The organism is Flavobacteriales bacterium, from assembly GCA_021739695.1.
In the GTDB taxonomy this organism is placed as follows: domain Bacteria; phylum Bacteroidota; class Bacteroidia; order UBA10329; family UBA10329; genus UBA10329.
Genome location: JAIPBM010000024.1, coordinates 50,884 through 67,231 on the forward strand (window position 1 = coordinate 50,884; position 16,348 = coordinate 67,231).

The 16,348-nt window shown below is 46.2% G+C and carries 13 protein-coding genes; 6 read left to right on the top strand and 7 right to left on the bottom strand.

Annotated elements, in window-relative coordinates; genetic code table 11:
* Positions 1 to 12: 12 nt before the first annotated feature.
* Positions 13 to 3,204 (bottom strand): TAT-variant-translocated molybdopterin oxidoreductase, encoded by a 3,192-nt coding sequence (locus K9J17_14065; GenBank protein MCF8277855.1) that lies wholly within the window; start codon positions 3,202 to 3,204, stop codon positions 13 to 15.
* 39 nt (positions 3,205 to 3,243) lie between these two features.
* A complete protein-coding gene (locus K9J17_14070) occupies positions 3,244 to 4,473 on the bottom strand; it encodes a c-type cytochrome (protein ID MCF8277856.1) in 1,230 nt (409 codons plus the stop codon).
* Positions 4,474 to 4,695: 222 nt separating this feature from the next.
* On the opposite strand from K9J17_14070, the gene K9J17_14075 reads away from it, so the two are divergent.
* Positions 4,696 to 5,196: an SPOR domain-containing protein gene (locus K9J17_14075; protein MCF8277857.1), complete on the top strand. Its 501-nt coding sequence runs from the start codon at positions 4,696 to 4,698 to the stop codon at positions 5,194 to 5,196.
* Between the two features lie 4 nt (positions 5,197 to 5,200).
* On the opposite strand, the gene K9J17_14080 is transcribed toward K9J17_14075, so the two are convergent.
* Both K9J17_14080 and K9J17_14085 read right to left on the bottom strand, forming a co-directional pair.
* Positions 5,201 to 6,232, bottom strand: a complete 1,032-nt coding sequence (locus tag K9J17_14080; GenBank protein ID MCF8277858.1) for a hypothetical protein — start codon at positions 6,230 to 6,232, stop codon at positions 5,201 to 5,203.
* 294 nt (positions 6,233 to 6,526) lie between these two features.
* Positions 6,527 to 7,159 carry a hypothetical protein gene (locus tag K9J17_14085; protein MCF8277859.1) on the bottom strand — a complete coding sequence of 211 codons (633 nt, stop codon included), beginning with the start codon at positions 7,157 to 7,159 and terminating at the stop codon, positions 6,527 to 6,529.
* Between the two features lie 344 nt (positions 7,160 to 7,503).
* On the opposite strand from K9J17_14085, the gene K9J17_14090 reads away from it, so the two are divergent.
* From K9J17_14090 to K9J17_14100, 3 genes are all read left to right on the top strand, one after another.
* Positions 7,504 to 8,319 carry an endonuclease domain-containing protein gene (locus K9J17_14090; GenBank protein MCF8277860.1) on the top strand — a complete coding sequence of 272 codons (816 nt, stop codon included), beginning with the start codon at positions 7,504 to 7,506 and terminating at the stop codon, positions 8,317 to 8,319.
* A 122-nt stretch (positions 8,320 to 8,441) separates the two neighbouring features.
* Complete coding sequence (locus K9J17_14095) at positions 8,442 to 8,714, top strand: hypothetical protein (protein MCF8277861.1); 273 nt, start codon at positions 8,442 to 8,444, stop codon at positions 8,712 to 8,714.
* Complete coding sequence (locus K9J17_14100; GenBank protein MCF8277862.1) at positions 8,711 to 8,977, top strand: hypothetical protein; 267 nt, start codon at positions 8,711 to 8,713, stop codon at positions 8,975 to 8,977. The genes K9J17_14095 and K9J17_14100 overlap by 4 nt, the downstream gene beginning before the upstream one ends.
* Before the next feature lie 246 nt (positions 8,978 to 9,223).
* Here K9J17_14100 and K9J17_14105 read toward each other — a convergent pair whose 3' ends face one another.
* Both K9J17_14105 and dcm read right to left on the bottom strand, forming a co-directional pair.
* Positions 9,224 to 10,330: an HNH endonuclease gene (locus tag K9J17_14105; GenBank protein ID MCF8277863.1), complete on the bottom strand. Its 1,107-nt coding sequence runs from the start codon at positions 10,328 to 10,330 to the stop codon at positions 9,224 to 9,226.
* A complete protein-coding gene (gene dcm / locus K9J17_14110) occupies positions 10,330 to 11,556 on the bottom strand; it encodes a DNA (cytosine-5-)-methyltransferase (GenBank protein ID MCF8277864.1) in 1,227 nt (408 codons plus the stop codon). Before dcm ends, K9J17_14105 begins: the two co-directional genes overlap by 1 nt.
* A 156-nt stretch (positions 11,557 to 11,712) precedes the next feature.
* Between dcm and K9J17_14115 the strand changes: the two genes are divergently transcribed.
* A complete protein-coding gene (locus K9J17_14115; protein ID MCF8277865.1) occupies positions 11,713 to 12,240 on the top strand; it encodes a hypothetical protein in 528 nt (175 codons plus the stop codon).
* A 237-nt stretch (positions 12,241 to 12,477) separates the two neighbouring features.
* On the top strand, positions 12,478 to 14,070 hold the full coding sequence (locus tag K9J17_14120; protein ID MCF8277866.1) for a hypothetical protein: 1,593 nt from the start codon (positions 12,478 to 12,480) through the stop codon (positions 14,068 to 14,070).
* Positions 14,071 to 14,480: 410 nt separating this feature from the next.
* Here K9J17_14120 and K9J17_14125 read toward each other — a convergent pair whose 3' ends face one another.
* Positions 14,481 to 15,917, bottom strand: a complete 1,437-nt coding sequence (locus K9J17_14125) for a hypothetical protein (protein MCF8277867.1) — start codon at positions 15,915 to 15,917, stop codon at positions 14,481 to 14,483.
* Positions 15,918 to 16,348: the final 431 nt, after the last annotated feature.

The window sequence follows — 16,348 nt, forward strand, 5'->3', positions numbered from 1 at the left end:
CTTTAGTCTTAATTAAGCTTCGTTAACTTCTACGTTTCTCACCTTAGTCATGTAGAATACGTTTGGCTGAACACCAACTTCTTCCAATAGGTGATAACTTCTTTCATCCTTAGAGATTCCTGCTACCCAACTTCCTTTGTCGTTCAAATCTCCGAACACAATGGCGTTTGTTGGACAAGCTTCAGCACAGGCACTTTGTACTTCTTCGTCAGCTATTTTTCTTCCAGCTTTCTTAGCCTTCAGTTTCGCTGCTTGAATTCCTTGAACACAGAAGCTACATTTCTCCATAACTCCTCGATCTCTAACCACAACATCTGGGTTCAAGACCATTCGTCCTAGATCATCGTTTGCAGGGTTCGTACTGAAATCCTGGCTTCCGTTGTGATATTGGAACCAATTGAATCTTCTGACCTTGTAAGGGCAGTTGTTAGCGCAGTAACGTGTTCCGATGCAACGGTTGTAGGTCATCATGTTCAGACCTTCGTTGCTATGCGTGGTAGCTGCCACTGGGCAAACTGTTTCGCATGGAGCATGATTACAATGCTGACACATGATAGGTTGGTAAGCAACCGTTGGTTGATCGGCAGCAGCTTCCATTTGACGGAACTTGTCAATAGGGCTTACACCTTCTTCCTCAGCTACTTCTTCCGTCATATCAGAAGAATAGTAACGGTCAATACGCAACCAGTGCATATCGCGTCCTCTTCTTACTTCTGTTTTTCCTACTACAGGAACGTTATTCTCCGATCCGCAAGCGGTAACGCATGCACCGCAACCGATACACTTGTTAAGATCGATCGTCATACCCCAACGGTGTCCGTTAGCAATTGGCTGATCGTTCCAAAGATTCACTTGACTTGGTGGCAAGAACGGATTTGCATGCGATTCTTCTGCGTGAGCAGCTTCTTCATGTCCGTGTCCTTCAGCACCATGAGCATCGCCATGTGCATCGCCTCCATGAGCAGCACTTCCAGCACTGGCTACAAAAAGCTTAGCATCTGGGTTTCCTGACTTAGGATCGTGTTTGTATTCTTCTAACGTGGTCTCCTTAACAATAGCAGACCGACCCATCAAGGTGTTCTGAGATTGAAGTTGAGCAATCTCGTATGTTTCGCCTGTGGCAGTAACAGTTACGTCACCTACGCTGAATGAACCAGCAGACAGTGGGAATGCATTGGCACCAACACCATCACCGCATTTTCCAGCAGCAGTTCTTCCGTATCCAACAGCAATACCGATTGTTCCGTGTTTCTGTCCAGGTGCTGGATAAACAGGAAGTTTAACCGTAACGCCATTCGCAGTTACCTCAGCCACATTGGCCATGAAATCACCACGCTCCAAACGGCTTAGTCCCATTTCGCTCATTTGAGCTGGAGACATGGTAATGTAGTTATCCCAACAAACACGAGAAATTGGATCTGGAAGCTCTTGCAACCATGGGTTGTTCGCTTGCGAACCATCTCCCAGACCTGCTTTCACATACAGTTCCAACTCAAATGCTCCTGCTGGTACTTTCTTAATAGAAGCAGCAGCCGCAGAAACGTCTCCAGCAAATGCAGGAGTTTCTCCTTTTACGCCAGATTCAAATACACCATTGAAAAGGGCTGTATTGAAGAAGTCGCTGAATAGAAGACTTGCATTCGAACTGGCAGTATGAATACCAGACCAATTTGATTTGATGAATGAGTAATAATCAGCATCGTTTCCTGCCCATTTCAACAACGACTCTTGGAATTGTCGTGTTTTGAACAACGGCTGAATAGTAGGTTGCGTCAAGCTGTAGCTTCCTGCCTTTGGCTCAGAATCGTTCCAGCTTTCCAAGTAATGGTTGTCTGGGGTCAGGTAAGTAACACCAGCAGCAGTTTCGTCCACTCTATCAGCAAATGATACGGTCAAACCAACCTTGGCCAATCCTGCATTGAAAGCATCAGCCTTCTTGTAAGAGTAGCTTGGATTCACACCGTGGATAAGCAATGCGCCTACCTTACCGGCATTCATATCAGCAACCAATTGATCCATTTCTGAATCAACACCACCTTTCAAATAAAGTGGGTTGGCAATATCCAATGTAGAGCCGTAGTTGCCCAACAGGTTATTGATGGCATTTACAAGGGTTTGAACACCTGCATCGTTCGAATTCGAAACCACGATGCCTTTTCCTTTTGCATCAACCAATTCCTTGGCTGCTTTAGCAATCGTAGCATCATATTCAGATGTTCCTCCGCTTACGATGTTTCCATCCATTGCAGAGGCAACCTTATTATAAAGACTGATAACAGCAGTTGCACTTTCAGATGGCTTCAACGCCACACGTACGTCTGCATTACTACCTGTCAAAGACATGTTTGTCTCGAACTGGTAATGACGCGACATCTTTCCGCCTTTCGGATCGCGCATCTTACCGTATCCAACTGCATTGGCAGGTCCGTTAGGGAATCCGGCCAAGAAATCGGCACCGAAGCTTACCACAACTTCAGCTTTCGCAAAGTCGTAAGCAGGCAATGCTTTTACACCAAAACAGGCAAGGTTAGCCTCCAACGCACCCGATGCAGAAATGGCATCGTAGGTTACATGCTTAACGCCTGCTCCGTACTTAGCAGCAAATGCAGCCACCGCCTTTTTGGTCGATGGGCTGATGATGGTCTCTGTAAGAATGACAATAGAACCTCCGGCCTCGCCCAATTTAGCCAATGCAGCGCCTATCTCAGCATCCACAGTTGCCCAATCAGATGCTTCTCCACCCTTCAACGGTCCACCAACGCGGGCCGAATCATACAATGAAAGCACCGAAGAGTTCACGCGAGAATTCAAGGCTCCTCCCGTTAGGGTCGATTGCTTGTTTCCCACAACCTTGATCGGACGACCTTCTCTGGTCTTCACAAGAATACTAGCGTAATCTGTTCCATCATAGAACGTAGACGCATAGTAGTTCGGAACTCCAGGAGTGATCTCCTCAGGTTTGTTCAAATAAGGAATAGACTTGGTTACCGGAGTTTCGCAAGCAGCCAGTGTGGCAGCGCCAACACTGAAACCTAGAAACTTCAAGAAGTCTCTACGCTTGGTCTTTCCTTCATCCAAATCCTCGCTTTCCAATAGATGTTCAGCGGTTGTTTCGGGCGCAAATTCATTCGCAGCACGCTCCTGAAACTCAGGTGTGTTGTGAAGCTCGTCCAGCCCTTTCCAGTATATTTTGGTTTTGCTCATGTTAGAGGCTTTTCCAAAAATCTTTGTGATCGTTAATTCTTAATAATGACACTTCGCACACTCCAGACCACCGATCTTCTCAACAGTAACCGGGTTACCATCGTGCCATCCGGGCATTCTTTCGTGCATGTCTTCGTAATATCCGTTGTCGGCAACTTGCACCTGCGTTTCGCGGTGACAGTTGACACACCATCCCATGGTCAATGGAGAGAATTGCTCTGCAACGCCCATCTCTTGAACTTCACCATGACATTGCTGACACTCGATCTTACCTACCACCACGTGTTGTGAGTGATTGAAGTAAGCCAGATCAGGTAGGTTGTGTACACGTACCCATTTTACTGGAGTAGGGTTATCTCCGTAGGTCTTGGTTACTGGGTCGAAATCCAAGGCAGCATAGATCTTCGCGATCTCAGTAGTTCCAGTTGGTCCTTTATCAACATATGTATGGCAATTCATACACACGTTCAATGATGGAATACCAGCAGTCTTTCCTTTCTCTGCACTGGTGTGGCAGTAAACGCAATTGATACCGTTCTGTCCAGCATGGATCTTATGTGAGAAAGCGATCGGCTGCTCTGGTTTGTATCCTTGGTAGATACCTACGTTATCCATCAGATAAATAGTTCCCCAGCGAAGGAATGCCAAGGTCAATACCAAGAAGAATACACCTGTCCAACCACGGTGAGTGTTCAACCAATGTGTGATGCTGCCCCAAGTGCCACGCTCAATCGGTGCCTCAACACCTTCTTTATTACTTACAAGTAGTGTCAGTGATTTGCGAACGCTGCTCAAGATCATGATCAACACCAACAACAGACCGGCAACACCGATAAGCACATTGCGAAGCATGCCTTCATCCAATGTACCACTACCACCACCGCCACCAGTTTCTGGGCCCGTAGATCCAGTTGGACCTTCAACAACAGGCTCTTTATAATCAACCACATAACCGATAATGGCTTTGATCTCGTCATCACTCAGATAACCGAAATCGGTCATCATGGTCGGAGAGAAATCCTTTACAGAATTAGCATACGCATCGCCACTGGCGATCATCGCTGCTGGACTCTTCACCCACTTAACGATCCAATCTTCAGACGGTGCTCTATCTGTAATGCCCTTCAGTCCAGGACCAACAACGGGCTTATCCGTTGGAAGGTGGCACGTAGCACAATTCTGTTTGAAAAGCTTTTCTCCATCCTGGGCAAAGACACCCAATGAGGACAGAAGAATGAGCGAAGAAAATAGGAATGAAGCGAGTCTCATTGAGCTACTTCTATTAATTATCTTTTCGTGTACCAACGCCTTGATTTTGTTGACTTTTTCAGCCTAAAAGAGCTGTTTTTTGGCTGACGCAAAAATAGTACTCAATCAATTGGTGGTATGAAATTTTGTTAAAATGGTTCAATTTAGAAACAGTCTAAATAATAGACCGCCAACAAGCGCGTAAGCTTCTTGTAAAAGCTATTTTTCCGTTCTTTGCCGCGCATGTTTTCCATTCCGAAATTCCCATACATCTTTCTTGCCTTCATGGCCTTGTCGCTGAACAGTTTAGCGCAGCGTTCCTTCCATGATCTGGTCAGTCCAACAGTCGTTATTGATAGAGATGTAAGGCTCGATTCCTTGGTGATGCGCCACACGCGTGTGAATAAACTGAGTGATGGCTTTGAAGGCTACCGTGTGCAACTCTTCTCTGGTTCGGGCACCGAAGCGCGCCAACAGGCCAACAATCTCAGGGCCGAATTCATGAATCAGAACCCGGATATTCCTGCTTACCTCATCTATCAGGCGCCTAACTTCAAGGTACGCGTGGGCGATTTCCGCACCGAACTGGAAGCCATTCATCTCCAACGCGAGATATCGTACCAATATCCAGGTGGCTTTGTGGCCCGAGACCTCATCAAGTTCCCAAAACTCACCATTGAGAAGGAACGAGAGGCCAACGAAGACCTCGACACCAACTTAGAAGAGGGATTACCAGATCGCTGATCGCTCACTCCTCTCCAAAATTGTTGAGGAAATCAATGCGATCATCATCAAAACCAAGGCACTTATAATTCAAGCGCTGATAGTAGTCGGCCTTTTCCTTATCCAGTATCTGTGTGTAATACGCCCAAAGGTTCCGATACACCACACGCATCGATTTATTCAGTGCCTCGCCAGATAGCTCCACTGCTCTGAGCAGATAAGGAACTGCTTCTTCCCACCCATTGGAAAGCTCCAAAGAAAGCACCGCCATATTATTGAGTGCATTGGCATAAGAAGGCTCAATGTCCAAACACTTGGTGTACCATTTCATGGCACGATAAGGGTCATCCAGATGCTGATAACAGAAACCTGCCCCATAAGCATATAATGGTTCTGGACGATGACAGGTCTCATAGGCCTTGATGCATGCTTGGCAGGCCTGCTCGTAATGCTCGCCATCCAAATGGCATTTGGCAATACCGAAGTAGGCAGAACTGGGATAGCAGTCTAATTGAGCCGATGCTTCGTAAGCTTCAAGGGCCTCATGGATGCGCCCCATTTCCAATAGCACATCTCCTTTCAATTCAAGGCCAATGTGATCCATACCCTCTATACATGCCATACTTTCTGCCCAATGCAGTGCCTTTTCAAGGTCCTTTCGTTCCATATACATGCGCACCAGATTCTCATATGTCTGTTGGTACTCGTTGCTGATACTGTGCACCTCAATGAACAGGGCCTCGGCCTCTTCCAAGTTCCTGCGTTCCTCAAACAAGATGGTGGCTCTGTTCAGCAGCGCCTCTGCCCGATCATCCTTATCATCCGATAGCTGAAGCACCCTTTCAACCACCTCTAGGCATCTATCATATTTGGCCGGCACCAAGCCCGTGTAGGTCATCAGTGCACGTAATATCTTCAGTTCATCTTCGGGATGTTCGGGTAGCGCTTTCTCAAGTGCATCCACATATTTGGTCCATGTCGCATTCATTGGCACCTGCACGTAGGGAATCCCATTTATACTTATCGTTCCTTGCATGGCATTATGTTTATGATCCATCTGCTTGTGCTTTTTTCGAAAAAAGCAGATTGAATTTACAGAATTTCCTAAACACCTCAAAAACGGCAACCCGACACTTCCATTGATCTGCGGAATGCGCTTGTGTCCTAGTAGGGCATTCCGACCCTATTCCGATTGTCATGCTAAGGCACGAAGCATCGCTTAGATTCCCCGTTCCTCGGAACAACAGAAACAGCTATCGCGCGGAGGCGCAGAGACGCAAAGAGGAAAGGCTGAAGTAAGCACGAGCACCAGTTCTTGTAACCCTGACGTAGGAAGGGTCTCACTCAATACTCACCCCTCCTTCCCAGCCTTAAAGGAAAGCGTGTCGATCTTGGAGCCGAGGTCAAGGACCATATTTATCAGAATGCCCTCCAATTCAGTGATGTACTTCGGGTCGGAATTGAATATCTCTGGATAGCGTTCCAGCACTTCGTTGTTCAGAAGTTCCAGCACTTGGTCTTTAAAGGCGATGTTGCGGATGGCAGAACTGCGCATGGCGGGCATGCCCTCTTCCATCGATGCTACTTTGGCGCTCATCTTCTTGGCGCCTTCATGGTCGGCCATAGACTGCTTGATGCGTAGCTCGTGTTGATGACGATCTTCTAGGTTGCAGCAGTCTTTAATGTAGTTGTAGATATGGGGCCGCAGGTCGAAGCCCTCTTCGGTCATGATCTCGAACATCTTCGAATGTTTGGGGCCAAAGCCTTTCACATTCCTACGCAGCAAGCGGAAGTATTCTCCCACCTCTGGGTGCTGCTTTTGACAATAGGCCACCACCCAATCGAAATGAACAAACACGGGTACCTCGTAGGCATCGGTCTTCACCACCACCCACCAGGTTATAGCGTCATCTCCAAAGGACTCCAGTCCGCTCTGTTGTTCGGTGCTCTGTATCTTAAATGGGGGATTGACAAAGTTGCTCATCTGCCTTTGCTTTTAAGGGTTATGAACCCAAAGATAACGTTGCCATTAAAAATGAGGAATTAGCAGATTAGGGAGTTAGTCAAAATGCTTGCCCGCTTTCCTGCCCTATTCCGATTGTCATGCTGAGGAACGAAGCATCTCTTAGATTCCCCGTTCCTCGGAACAACAGAAACAGCTATCGCGCGGAGGCGCAGAGACGCAAAGAGGAAAGGCTGATGTAAGCTCGTTCGTTCCTGTCACCCCGAACTAACTTGTTTCAGAATCTTCTTGCTAGCGCCTAAACCGTGTTTCTTTGCTTGTCGCAAAGACCAGCACTTTAAATCGTTTGTACTATTTTCATTCCCGTGAAAACGAGTCGTGGACCCAATAATGTTCTGGTAGCCTTGGTGCGGCAACCTTCTGATTGGCACTTCATACAGAAAGGAGGCTTTTATCGTATTCCCGTTAAAAGCGCTCCCGCCATGGTCAAAGATGGAAGCATTGAATACCTCGCCTTCTATTTCCCAAAGCCATTCAAAGAGCATGCGTATAAGGTCGAATGGTACGGCAAGGTAAACCATTTGCGAATCGTAAGCCGAAAGGAAGCTGTTCCTTCACAGCCTAACCATCCTAAAGCTGATGCTCAGTACTATATTATCGGCATCGAAAAGTGCATCCAACTCGAGGAGCCCTTTGAAAGCATTCGTCCCCGAAGGCTGCTATTCATACCCACCACCCAACAGAAATTCTTTTATCCACTGATTAGAGAAATCAATTTCCTCTTCAACGAAAGCCCATTAGAAAACCTCCTGTCCGATTGTCTTGTGGTCAAGAAGATTCCTTCCCAACGGCAGTATTTCTTAGAGATCAAAGGCAAGAAGATGAAACTCGATTTCGCCATCTTCTGCGCCAATAAGAACATTGCCATTGAATGCGATGGCGACCAATGGCACAACCAAAAACCGAACATCGAAAGCGACAAAGAGAGAGACAGTCTGCTTGCTGGTGCGGGTTGGGTCCCGCTCCGATTCACCTATGATATGATTACCAAAACCCTACCCGAAGTGATGGATAGGATCACCACCACCATCAATCATTACGGTGGGGTGAAAGCCAACGAAGCTGATGCGCCTCGCTATCTGCCAACGGATAAAGGCGGGCAGAGTCGGTTGTTTAATTAGGGGGTCTCGCATCCACAGTTCCCCCACTCCTGTCACCCTGACGAAGGAAGGGTCTCATTTCAGCACACAAACCATTGTCCGATCAACCACAAATCAGTATCTTAATACCCTAATTCAGCACCATGAAACTCACCAGCATCAACACCATCGAAGACGTAAAGGAATTCGTTCATATTCTGATTGAAGAAGAAGAACTCAACTTCCATCCAGACACCCCATTCGAAGATTACGTCTTTATCAATTCAGGAGAGCCGTTTTATTCAGCAGAAGAGGTTGAGGTTAGAAATCGTTTACTCAATCAAGTCTTTGAGTTAGGCGAACGTTTAGAGATTGATACGCATGAATCGATGTGTCGGACGGGATTGAAAATGTTCAATAAAACCTACGAGTTATGAGAGAACACCAACTTGTCACTTCGCTAGAAGAACTTCAAGAATTGGCCTACCGTCCAAATGGCGACTTTGTCCATTTCTACGTTTCACTGGCTGGTGGGCTCGCCCGTAGTAGTAAGCGCATCAGTTATCGTCCTGAATTCAAGGAGTTTCTTCTGATTCATGAGATTGATGAAAGCTATGAAGAGATACGAGAAGACACCCTTGGTTCCCAAACCAATTTGATTGAATCAATGCAAAAAGGATGTTTTTTCTGCTGCGAATAAGATTAAGCGAACGCTAACAGGCTGATCTACAAAGCTGATCTGCGAATACAGAAATGAAATACTCTTCGCTAGGTTGGTTCTAAGTAAAAAGAATATTACCAAATTAAGAAGTGGCACTTAGAGACCGCTCACTCAATAGAGCCTTTGAATTAGGCGGACGCTTGACGGTTGATGAGTATATGTTGATTGACGAGGAACGCATCGGGTTAAACTGGATGTGCTAAACGCCTGTTAACTGCAAACTACTTAGGTCATCAATGAATTTTCCAAGTGCGCAAACCTTTGCCTATGATAATCGAAGTAGGATCGATTATCTTCAGTAATATTAAACTTTAGGTGATTTGGCTCTTCAATGCCTCTCAATAACTTATTTACGGTTTCCGAATTTAATCTGTTCTGCGACCAAACAACATTCCCGTCTTCATCTACGGATAAAAGAAACCTGTCAAATAGTTTATCGAATGTTGGAGTCAGTAAGACCCCGTTGTTTGTGTCTAACCGCTCCCTGCTCTCGGCAACAGACCATGGCTTGATATGGCTTGCCACCAACAATGCTTCCTCAGAAACCCCAGTAAACAAGCATGATCTGTCAGGTTTATCAAGCAGCGTTTGTCGAAATTGCGATTGGCCAATCCTGACCTTAACAATCGCTTCCTTAATCGTCTCCCTTTCTTCGTCTGAAACCGGAATCGTCCTAAGTGAATTGGTTACTACAGCGTCAATATTGTCTGAACAGTTAATAACAAATTCAGCGTAGGATAGGTGCCATCGCACCGTAACGGAATCAAGACTTGCATTGATAATTTCAAAATTTAGGAAGGATAGATGCGGAATGAAAAATTCCTGTGTCAATTTGAAAAATTCCTCAGATTCCGGATAGTTGAACCATTTAAAGTAAGGTTTGACTTGAGTTGTATCTCTGATAAATGTGAGATCTGAGTAAAATGCTAAATCTTGTCCGTCTACATCATTCAAAGCATTGGACACTCGATCACGGTCGAACCGAGGATTGTGATATTGGTCCCCGTATCCACTTAAGTAAGAATCAACAAACGGTATGAGAGACTCCAACTCTGATTTTCTAATCAAATGCACAGTTCTGATACCCTCTCCCCTTTGTAGTGTGCGGTTATTAGGAGGATTGTTTCTTCGTTCCAAACATAATTGCTGCAATTCTTGCAATCTAGTTCTTACATCATTGTCGAATAGACCCAAAAATCTATCTGGACTACCGAGATAGAACAAATTATTTCCACCATCCAGTGGCAATTCAACTAATCTACGGTTGTCTAGTCTTTGACGCTTCACAACTTCGTTGGCCAACGCAAACGGTACCGGAAAAATATTGGGCATTACCTACTGTATTTAGTTATATCCATCTGTTTTAAAAGCGCAATCAAAACATCTACTACAATACTGTTCCCTGCCTGCCTGTACATCTGCGTATCACTCACAGCAATGTTGAAACTGTCATCAAAACCCATTAGGCGAAGGCATTCCCTAGGGGTCAACTTTCTAATTCTTCCACCGTGCGTCACATAATTATCAACTCCAGCTCGATGCATTTTATGCATTGATTGGAGTAACGGACGAGCAACCTCCAAATCAGTTTTAGTACTGGTCTTAAAATTCTTGGTTCCTCCGGCAAGTACATACTTTCTAACCTTTTCCGATAAGTAGTACTTCTCTTCCACATCATCGACAGCAAAAAGAAACTCATCAAAGCGTCTTTGGGTCGCTGGTTCAAATACGAAATCACCGTGCCAGTTGAACTGTTGATTCGCTTTTTGGCACAAGGCGACATCTCCATTTATTTGAGTATACCTCTTCGTTCTATTCTTTGAGCTGGTCACAAATTTCACCCCCTTTTCTTTAAGGTAGTACTTAGACTCTGTGAAATCCTCTAGAAAATCTTGCATTACTCTTTCAAGCAATATTTTCTTCGGAAATTCAAATTGGACAGATGGGTCTTTAAATCCAATGACGAAGATCCGTTCGCGATGCTGTGGCACTCCAAAATCCTTACTGTTCAGCACTTTCCAATAAGTATTGTACCCTAATTCGTGAAACACATCTTGAACTACTTGCCAAGTTTGGCCACCGTCATGATTGAGTAAGCCTTTGACATTTTCATAGATAAATACATTCGGCTGAGTTTCATTGACTATTCGAGCGAAGTCATAAAAAAGGGTTCCTCTGACATCTTCGAGTCCCATTCGTTTACCAACCATGGAAAATGCCTGACAAGGACTACCCCCAACAACTATGTCGATTTTCCCTTTGTATTTGGACGCATCAAAGGTTGTGACATCATCGTACCAATCCTTTTCGTCAATTTCGTAATTAGCGAAATAACTTTCCTTAACGAACTTGTCGTTATCACAGGCAAACGCAATTTCAGTTTTCAACTTGACCCTCTCAAAAGCATGTTCAACCGCTCCAATCCCACTGAATAACGTTCCGATTCGGATTGTTTTATCTGGGTTTGAAAACTCTAATTCCCTCCAGTCCTTTACTGAAGCGTAAAGCTCAAGTTGCTCCTTCGCTTCTTCTGTAATCGCCTCCTTTGTGTAGCCCATACTCTCAACCTATTGATTATCGTCAATCTTAATACAAAGTAAAAAGAACCTCACCGTAACCTATCTACGTCCCAAAAAACTTATCCCAAAACTTTCCCCATCACCCAACCCTCCCCCACCAATTTTGATTTTTTCAAAAATCAATAACTTAGTATCATGTACAACGCACATGCCACCACACTGATTGCCGACCCACGCAAAAGTGCAGGTAAGAACGCCCTTTGCGTGGTTATTGACCAATGGCAGCTCCAACACATGAACCGCTGGTATTGGCGGCATTCATTCTATTGCAAAGGCCACCTCGATGGCTACAGGTTCACCATGTACCGTATCTATCCTTCGGGCGACAAGAAGACCTTTCATCTGCGCCTTGATGCCAACATGAAAAAGGCCATTGGCAACAAGAAGGCCGGAGATACCGTGTATCTGAACATAGATAAAGACCGCATGATGCACCGCGAATCGCAGGAATTCTGGGATGGTCTCCTTTCCGAGAAGCCAAGCTTATATTCGTTCTATGGACTACTTACCAAAGAGCAACAAGGACTCTTTACCGAATGGATGGCACTGGCCCCTAACGAAGAAGAGCGCCTCGACCGCACGGTGAAATGCATTGAAGCCATTCGCAATAAGCAGACCTTCGGAAAAATGATTGAGGCCCACCGAAAAGCCCGCAAAAGCTGATAGCCGAGTCTATTCTCTGACTTCTGACATCTTTCTCCTTTTCAACTACCACGCTTACTACAACCGCCCCTCGGCCTAGGAATTTGTGAGCGGAGCAGAAAACCATAGCACGCATTTTGTCAAACTTTATTGAACAACGAACCCTCCTTTCAATAACAAGTTTATTTTTGTCCGAAACCAATGAATACCACGTCAATGATTCGCACAATAACAGTCACAATGGTCTTTATGTCCATAATGAAGTTGGCAACCGCTCAACAGCTAATGCTCGAAAACAACGGGGTTCGGGTCTTCGGCTCCGAACTTTCAGACAAGAATCCGGGAATAACCACCACTGAAGTGTTCGACATTACAGACAATGGTTGCACCGCCCTGATGGTCAACGCTGGGCGCGAACAAACGTTCAGTTTTTGGGATTACGATCAGAAGCTGAACGTAACGCAACAGACAGCGGGCAACGGTGGTATCGGAGAACTCATCAAACCCCAGAAAGGCGAAAACGCCTATGGGTTCGTCTGTTTCGGACATCAGTTCTATTACTTGCGCGGCACTACAGACTATAAGACGAAAGAGAACAACTTGGTGCTGTACCGCATTTCGAAAGACCAGAACGTAGCACCAGAAGCAATTCAGCTCAGCACCATAAATGGAGAAGGGTTCTACGATAACATGAACTATTCTGGCCTTACAATGAAAAAGTCAGACGATGGGACCAAACTGATGATCGCCATCAAACTAGGCCACGACCGCTCCAAATCTGGAAACCTCTCCTATCGATTCAGGATCATTGTTTTGAGCGAAAGCATCGAGAAACTATGGGAGTCAGACATTAAATTCTCAGATCCTGCAGGATCCATAGATGTAGGGGGGGTAGGTTCAATTTATGGCTTTTCTGCAAGCACCTTCGAAATTGGCAACAATGGAAATGTCTTCTGTTGGGCTCAGCTAGACAGAGGGAAGGACAAATCGGACAGCGACCGCTATAAACTGAAACTCTACCGAATGGACGCAGAAGGTGTCTACAGCACCACTGTCGCTCGTCCTCCAAGCGTAACCGAGGTCCGCTCTACCATGGGAAACAGCCGAATGATACTGGTAGCTCCCTACACGGCCGAAGGAAATGCTCCCTTCAATCTTTGGAATGGGCAAGACAAGACGGGGGGCTTCGAGTATTTAGACTGGGACGGAAACGAAGGCTCGGAGGTCGCAAGGACCAAAATTCCACTTACTGTTGAGCATCTGAGCAAAAACGCAACCACTAAGCAGATCGAAGACCTAAAGAAAGATGCCAGCAAAAAGCCCGTATCCAAATCGAGGTTAGCATGTACACAAGTACACCTTCTAGAAGATGGGTCCATTGTCATTACTGCCACTTCAGGAATCAGCAATGCAGGAATCTACCGCGGAATGCTAGACCCCAACATCTTCGACATACATGTTTTCAGGTTGAATGAGAATAAAGAACTCGTGTTCTCCGACCGAGCTCCAATTTACCACCTAGCCTCTGTTAAAGGCACAGGATTCGAATCTGTGGTTGTAGGCAAAAAACTCTTCCTTTTATTCAACGATATCCCACTAAACGTAGGCAGGGATTGGAGCGCAGAAGGGCCCGAAAAATTCTATGGCTCAAATGGGCAGCTTTCCTTGATTGCAATGGATACTTACGACCAGAGCAAAACCAACGAACGCAAAGCAGTGTGGACGCAAAGCGAAATGGGAGCCAATTTCAAACTAGGAGCAACTGCTTGGAAACCTGGCAACAAGGTCGGGTACTTCTACCTGCAAGGTGCCAGAGAGAAGAACCGTATGGTTCAGTTCAACTTAGACTGATAATAACCGCAATTTCAAGCTTTGATGCCTCTTCTGGCCCTCGACTGTTCACCGCTAGTCGAGAGGCCGAAGGGTTTGGTGCTATGGAACTTATACCGTGCCAACTACACAGTCACCCCTCTCAATCAGGAGAGCAGCCGAGGGTGAGGTCCTTTCGAATTTCGTGCTTCATCCACCAGACCTCTGGCCTAGGAATTCGCAATCGGGGCAACCGCCCGATCAAAGACCGCAGAACGGGGCGCAAAAGTGAACCCTGAGCAGTCACACTGAGCTTGTCGAAGTGCTGTCGAAGGGAGAAGCGGCTTGTCCCGTTCATTCATGCCGCTGCGTTAAGCTGTGGAAAGCACCCTTTCAGCAATAGCAGGTGTTATTAGTCAGACCCTTCCTACCACACTGCCGCAATTTCCCGCTTATTCTGCTTTAGGCGCTTCTTCCTGTCCTTCCTTCGGAGATTCTTCAGCCTTCAACGATTTGATCTCCTCCTCAAAATTGATATCGACAGACGCTCCAGCTTCCAGGTCAAGCTCCTTCACCAGACTGAAGCCATCGCTATAGATGGTCACGGTGCTTTTGCCCGTTGGCACGCTGAATTTCTTGGCACCGTTCAAGGTCTGCGAAAACCCATCCGAAGCCGTAATCGTGACAAAGAAACTTGCCTGAAATATGTTCGAGATGCTTACTGTTCCGGCCGCTTTTGTTGGCACATAACGTATCTCCAATATCGGATGTTCCGCATCTACCACATAGATCTGCTCAAAATCCATGGCACCATCGCTCTGTATCCGTGCCACAAACTTTCCGTACTGCGATTTGAACTTACCACCTCCCTTCTTAACCCGATATTCCTTGCCGTTCACAAATAGCTTTGCCTTTTCTGGCAGACCACTGAAGGTCACTTTGCCCTTATCGCTCTCATCTACAAAGGCACTGTTCTCATAACCAATGCGCAGGCGTTCAGAGTCAGGGTCGATGGAGAACTGTAGGAAATTGTTTTCCCTCAAGGCTCGGAAACCGTACCAATGATTATCCATGAAATGACCTGCACGCTTAAACGTTGAGGTAGGCGAGAACGGGTTCCATGAGTTGAACATCACGCGGTCCGCATCCTCAAAATGAACACCGTTCGCGTCCACATCAATGAACACATGGTTCACGTCTTCTTCATCCTTGGCCAACAGATATCCCACTTGCTGCAAGCGATATTGGTCCCCTTCCAACTTGTAAATGATGATGCCAGTGCTGTCTGGTAACGCAAAGTAGTAATGGTCGTAAGATGGAATATCGAGTACCCACGTGGTTCGCGGCACATACTTCCAGCTGGTCTTAGGCACACTTCGGCCCTCATAGGCGGTATAGCTTTCGGTTCTGTATTGCGGTACCGACTTCCCGTTCTGATAAGAGTAGCTGGTCACCATTCTTGTCTTCTGCACCGGAACCTGTTGATGTTCGTAGGTGGTGTAAGACGTCCAAACCTGCTGGGTAATCGCCTTCATCTTCAATTTCGATTTATCGTAATAGATGTTGTTTTTCGATGTCCTGAGAGGAGACGAAAGTTCCAGATCGGCCAAACTCAAGCGCATCTCATCACCTTCATCAATGCGCACCTTCATGTCTTTGCCGTCAAGATCAAAGGAAGCCTTGCCATCAGAAATGGCCAAGGTTCTGCTTCCAACATCTGGAAAGGTCCACAGAAATTTGTCAAAGATGTTCGAATGCCGCTGAAGGGCCAACTCTTTATCGCTGGCCTCGTGCCTGCCGTTGGGCCAACGCTTAATGGTCTGTGAATAGGTAGAGCTGCAGAACAGCAAGAACACAATAAGCAAGCGCATGGGTCCGATTTTGTTCATAAAGATAATATTCAGAACAAACTTCAACATGGTTCACTGCTGTCCCCTCAGCCTAGGAATTCGCAATCAGGGCACCCTTTTCGAATTTCGTGCTTCATCCGTCAGGCGTTTCAGTTCAAGACAATCACCAACCACCCTGTCACTCTCTCCGCGCCTCTGCATCTCTGCGTGAAAAAACCCCGACCCAAGCACCCTTTTCGAATTTCCTCATTTAGAATTTCGTGCTTCATCCGCCTATCCCCTCGGCCTAGGAATTCGCAATCGGGGCACCCGCCCGATCAAAGACCGCAGAACGGGGCGCAAAAGCGAAGCGGCTTGTCCCGTTCAGGTCGGAGAGCGGGGAGGGTCGATGAGAATTCCAAGCCTTGATCTTTTGGTGCTTTTCTATCAAGAGAAAAGCACGATAAGAATCCCTTCATTACTTCATCCCC

Coding starts and splice junctions, on each gene's coding strand:
- K9J17_14075 (MCF8277857.1), top strand. CDS start 4,696: ATGTTTTCCATTCCGAAATTCCCATACATCTTTCTTGCCTTCATGGCC.
- K9J17_14095 (MCF8277861.1), top strand. CDS start 8,442: ATGAAACTCACCAGCATCAACACCATCGAAGACGTAAAGGAATTCGTT.
- K9J17_14085 (MCF8277859.1), bottom strand. CDS start 7,159: ATGAGCAACTTTGTCAATCCCCCATTTAAGATACAGAGCACCGAACAA.
- K9J17_14105 (MCF8277863.1), bottom strand. CDS start 10,330: ATGCCCAATATTTTTCCGGTACCGTTTGCGTTGGCCAACGAAGTTGTG.
- K9J17_14120 (MCF8277866.1), top strand. CDS start 12,478: ATGAAGTTGGCAACCGCTCAACAGCTAATGCTCGAAAACAACGGGGTT.
- K9J17_14100 (MCF8277862.1), top strand. CDS start 8,711: ATGAGAGAACACCAACTTGTCACTTCGCTAGAAGAACTTCAAGAATTG.
- K9J17_14115 (MCF8277865.1), top strand. CDS start 11,713: ATGTACAACGCACATGCCACCACACTGATTGCCGACCCACGCAAAAGT.
- K9J17_14070 (MCF8277856.1), bottom strand. CDS start 4,473: ATGAGACTCGCTTCATTCCTATTTTCTTCGCTCATTCTTCTGTCCTCA.
- dcm (MCF8277864.1), bottom strand. CDS start 11,556: ATGGGCTACACAAAGGAGGCGATTACAGAAGAAGCGAAGGAGCAACTT.
- K9J17_14080 (MCF8277858.1), bottom strand. CDS start 6,232: ATGGATCATAAACATAATGCCATGCAAGGAACGATAAGTATAAATGGG.
- K9J17_14065 (MCF8277855.1), bottom strand. CDS start 3,204: ATGAGCAAAACCAAAATATACTGGAAAGGGCTGGACGAGCTTCACAAC.
- K9J17_14125 (MCF8277867.1), bottom strand. CDS start 15,917: ATGAACAAAATCGGACCCATGCGCTTGCTTATTGTGTTCTTGCTGTTC.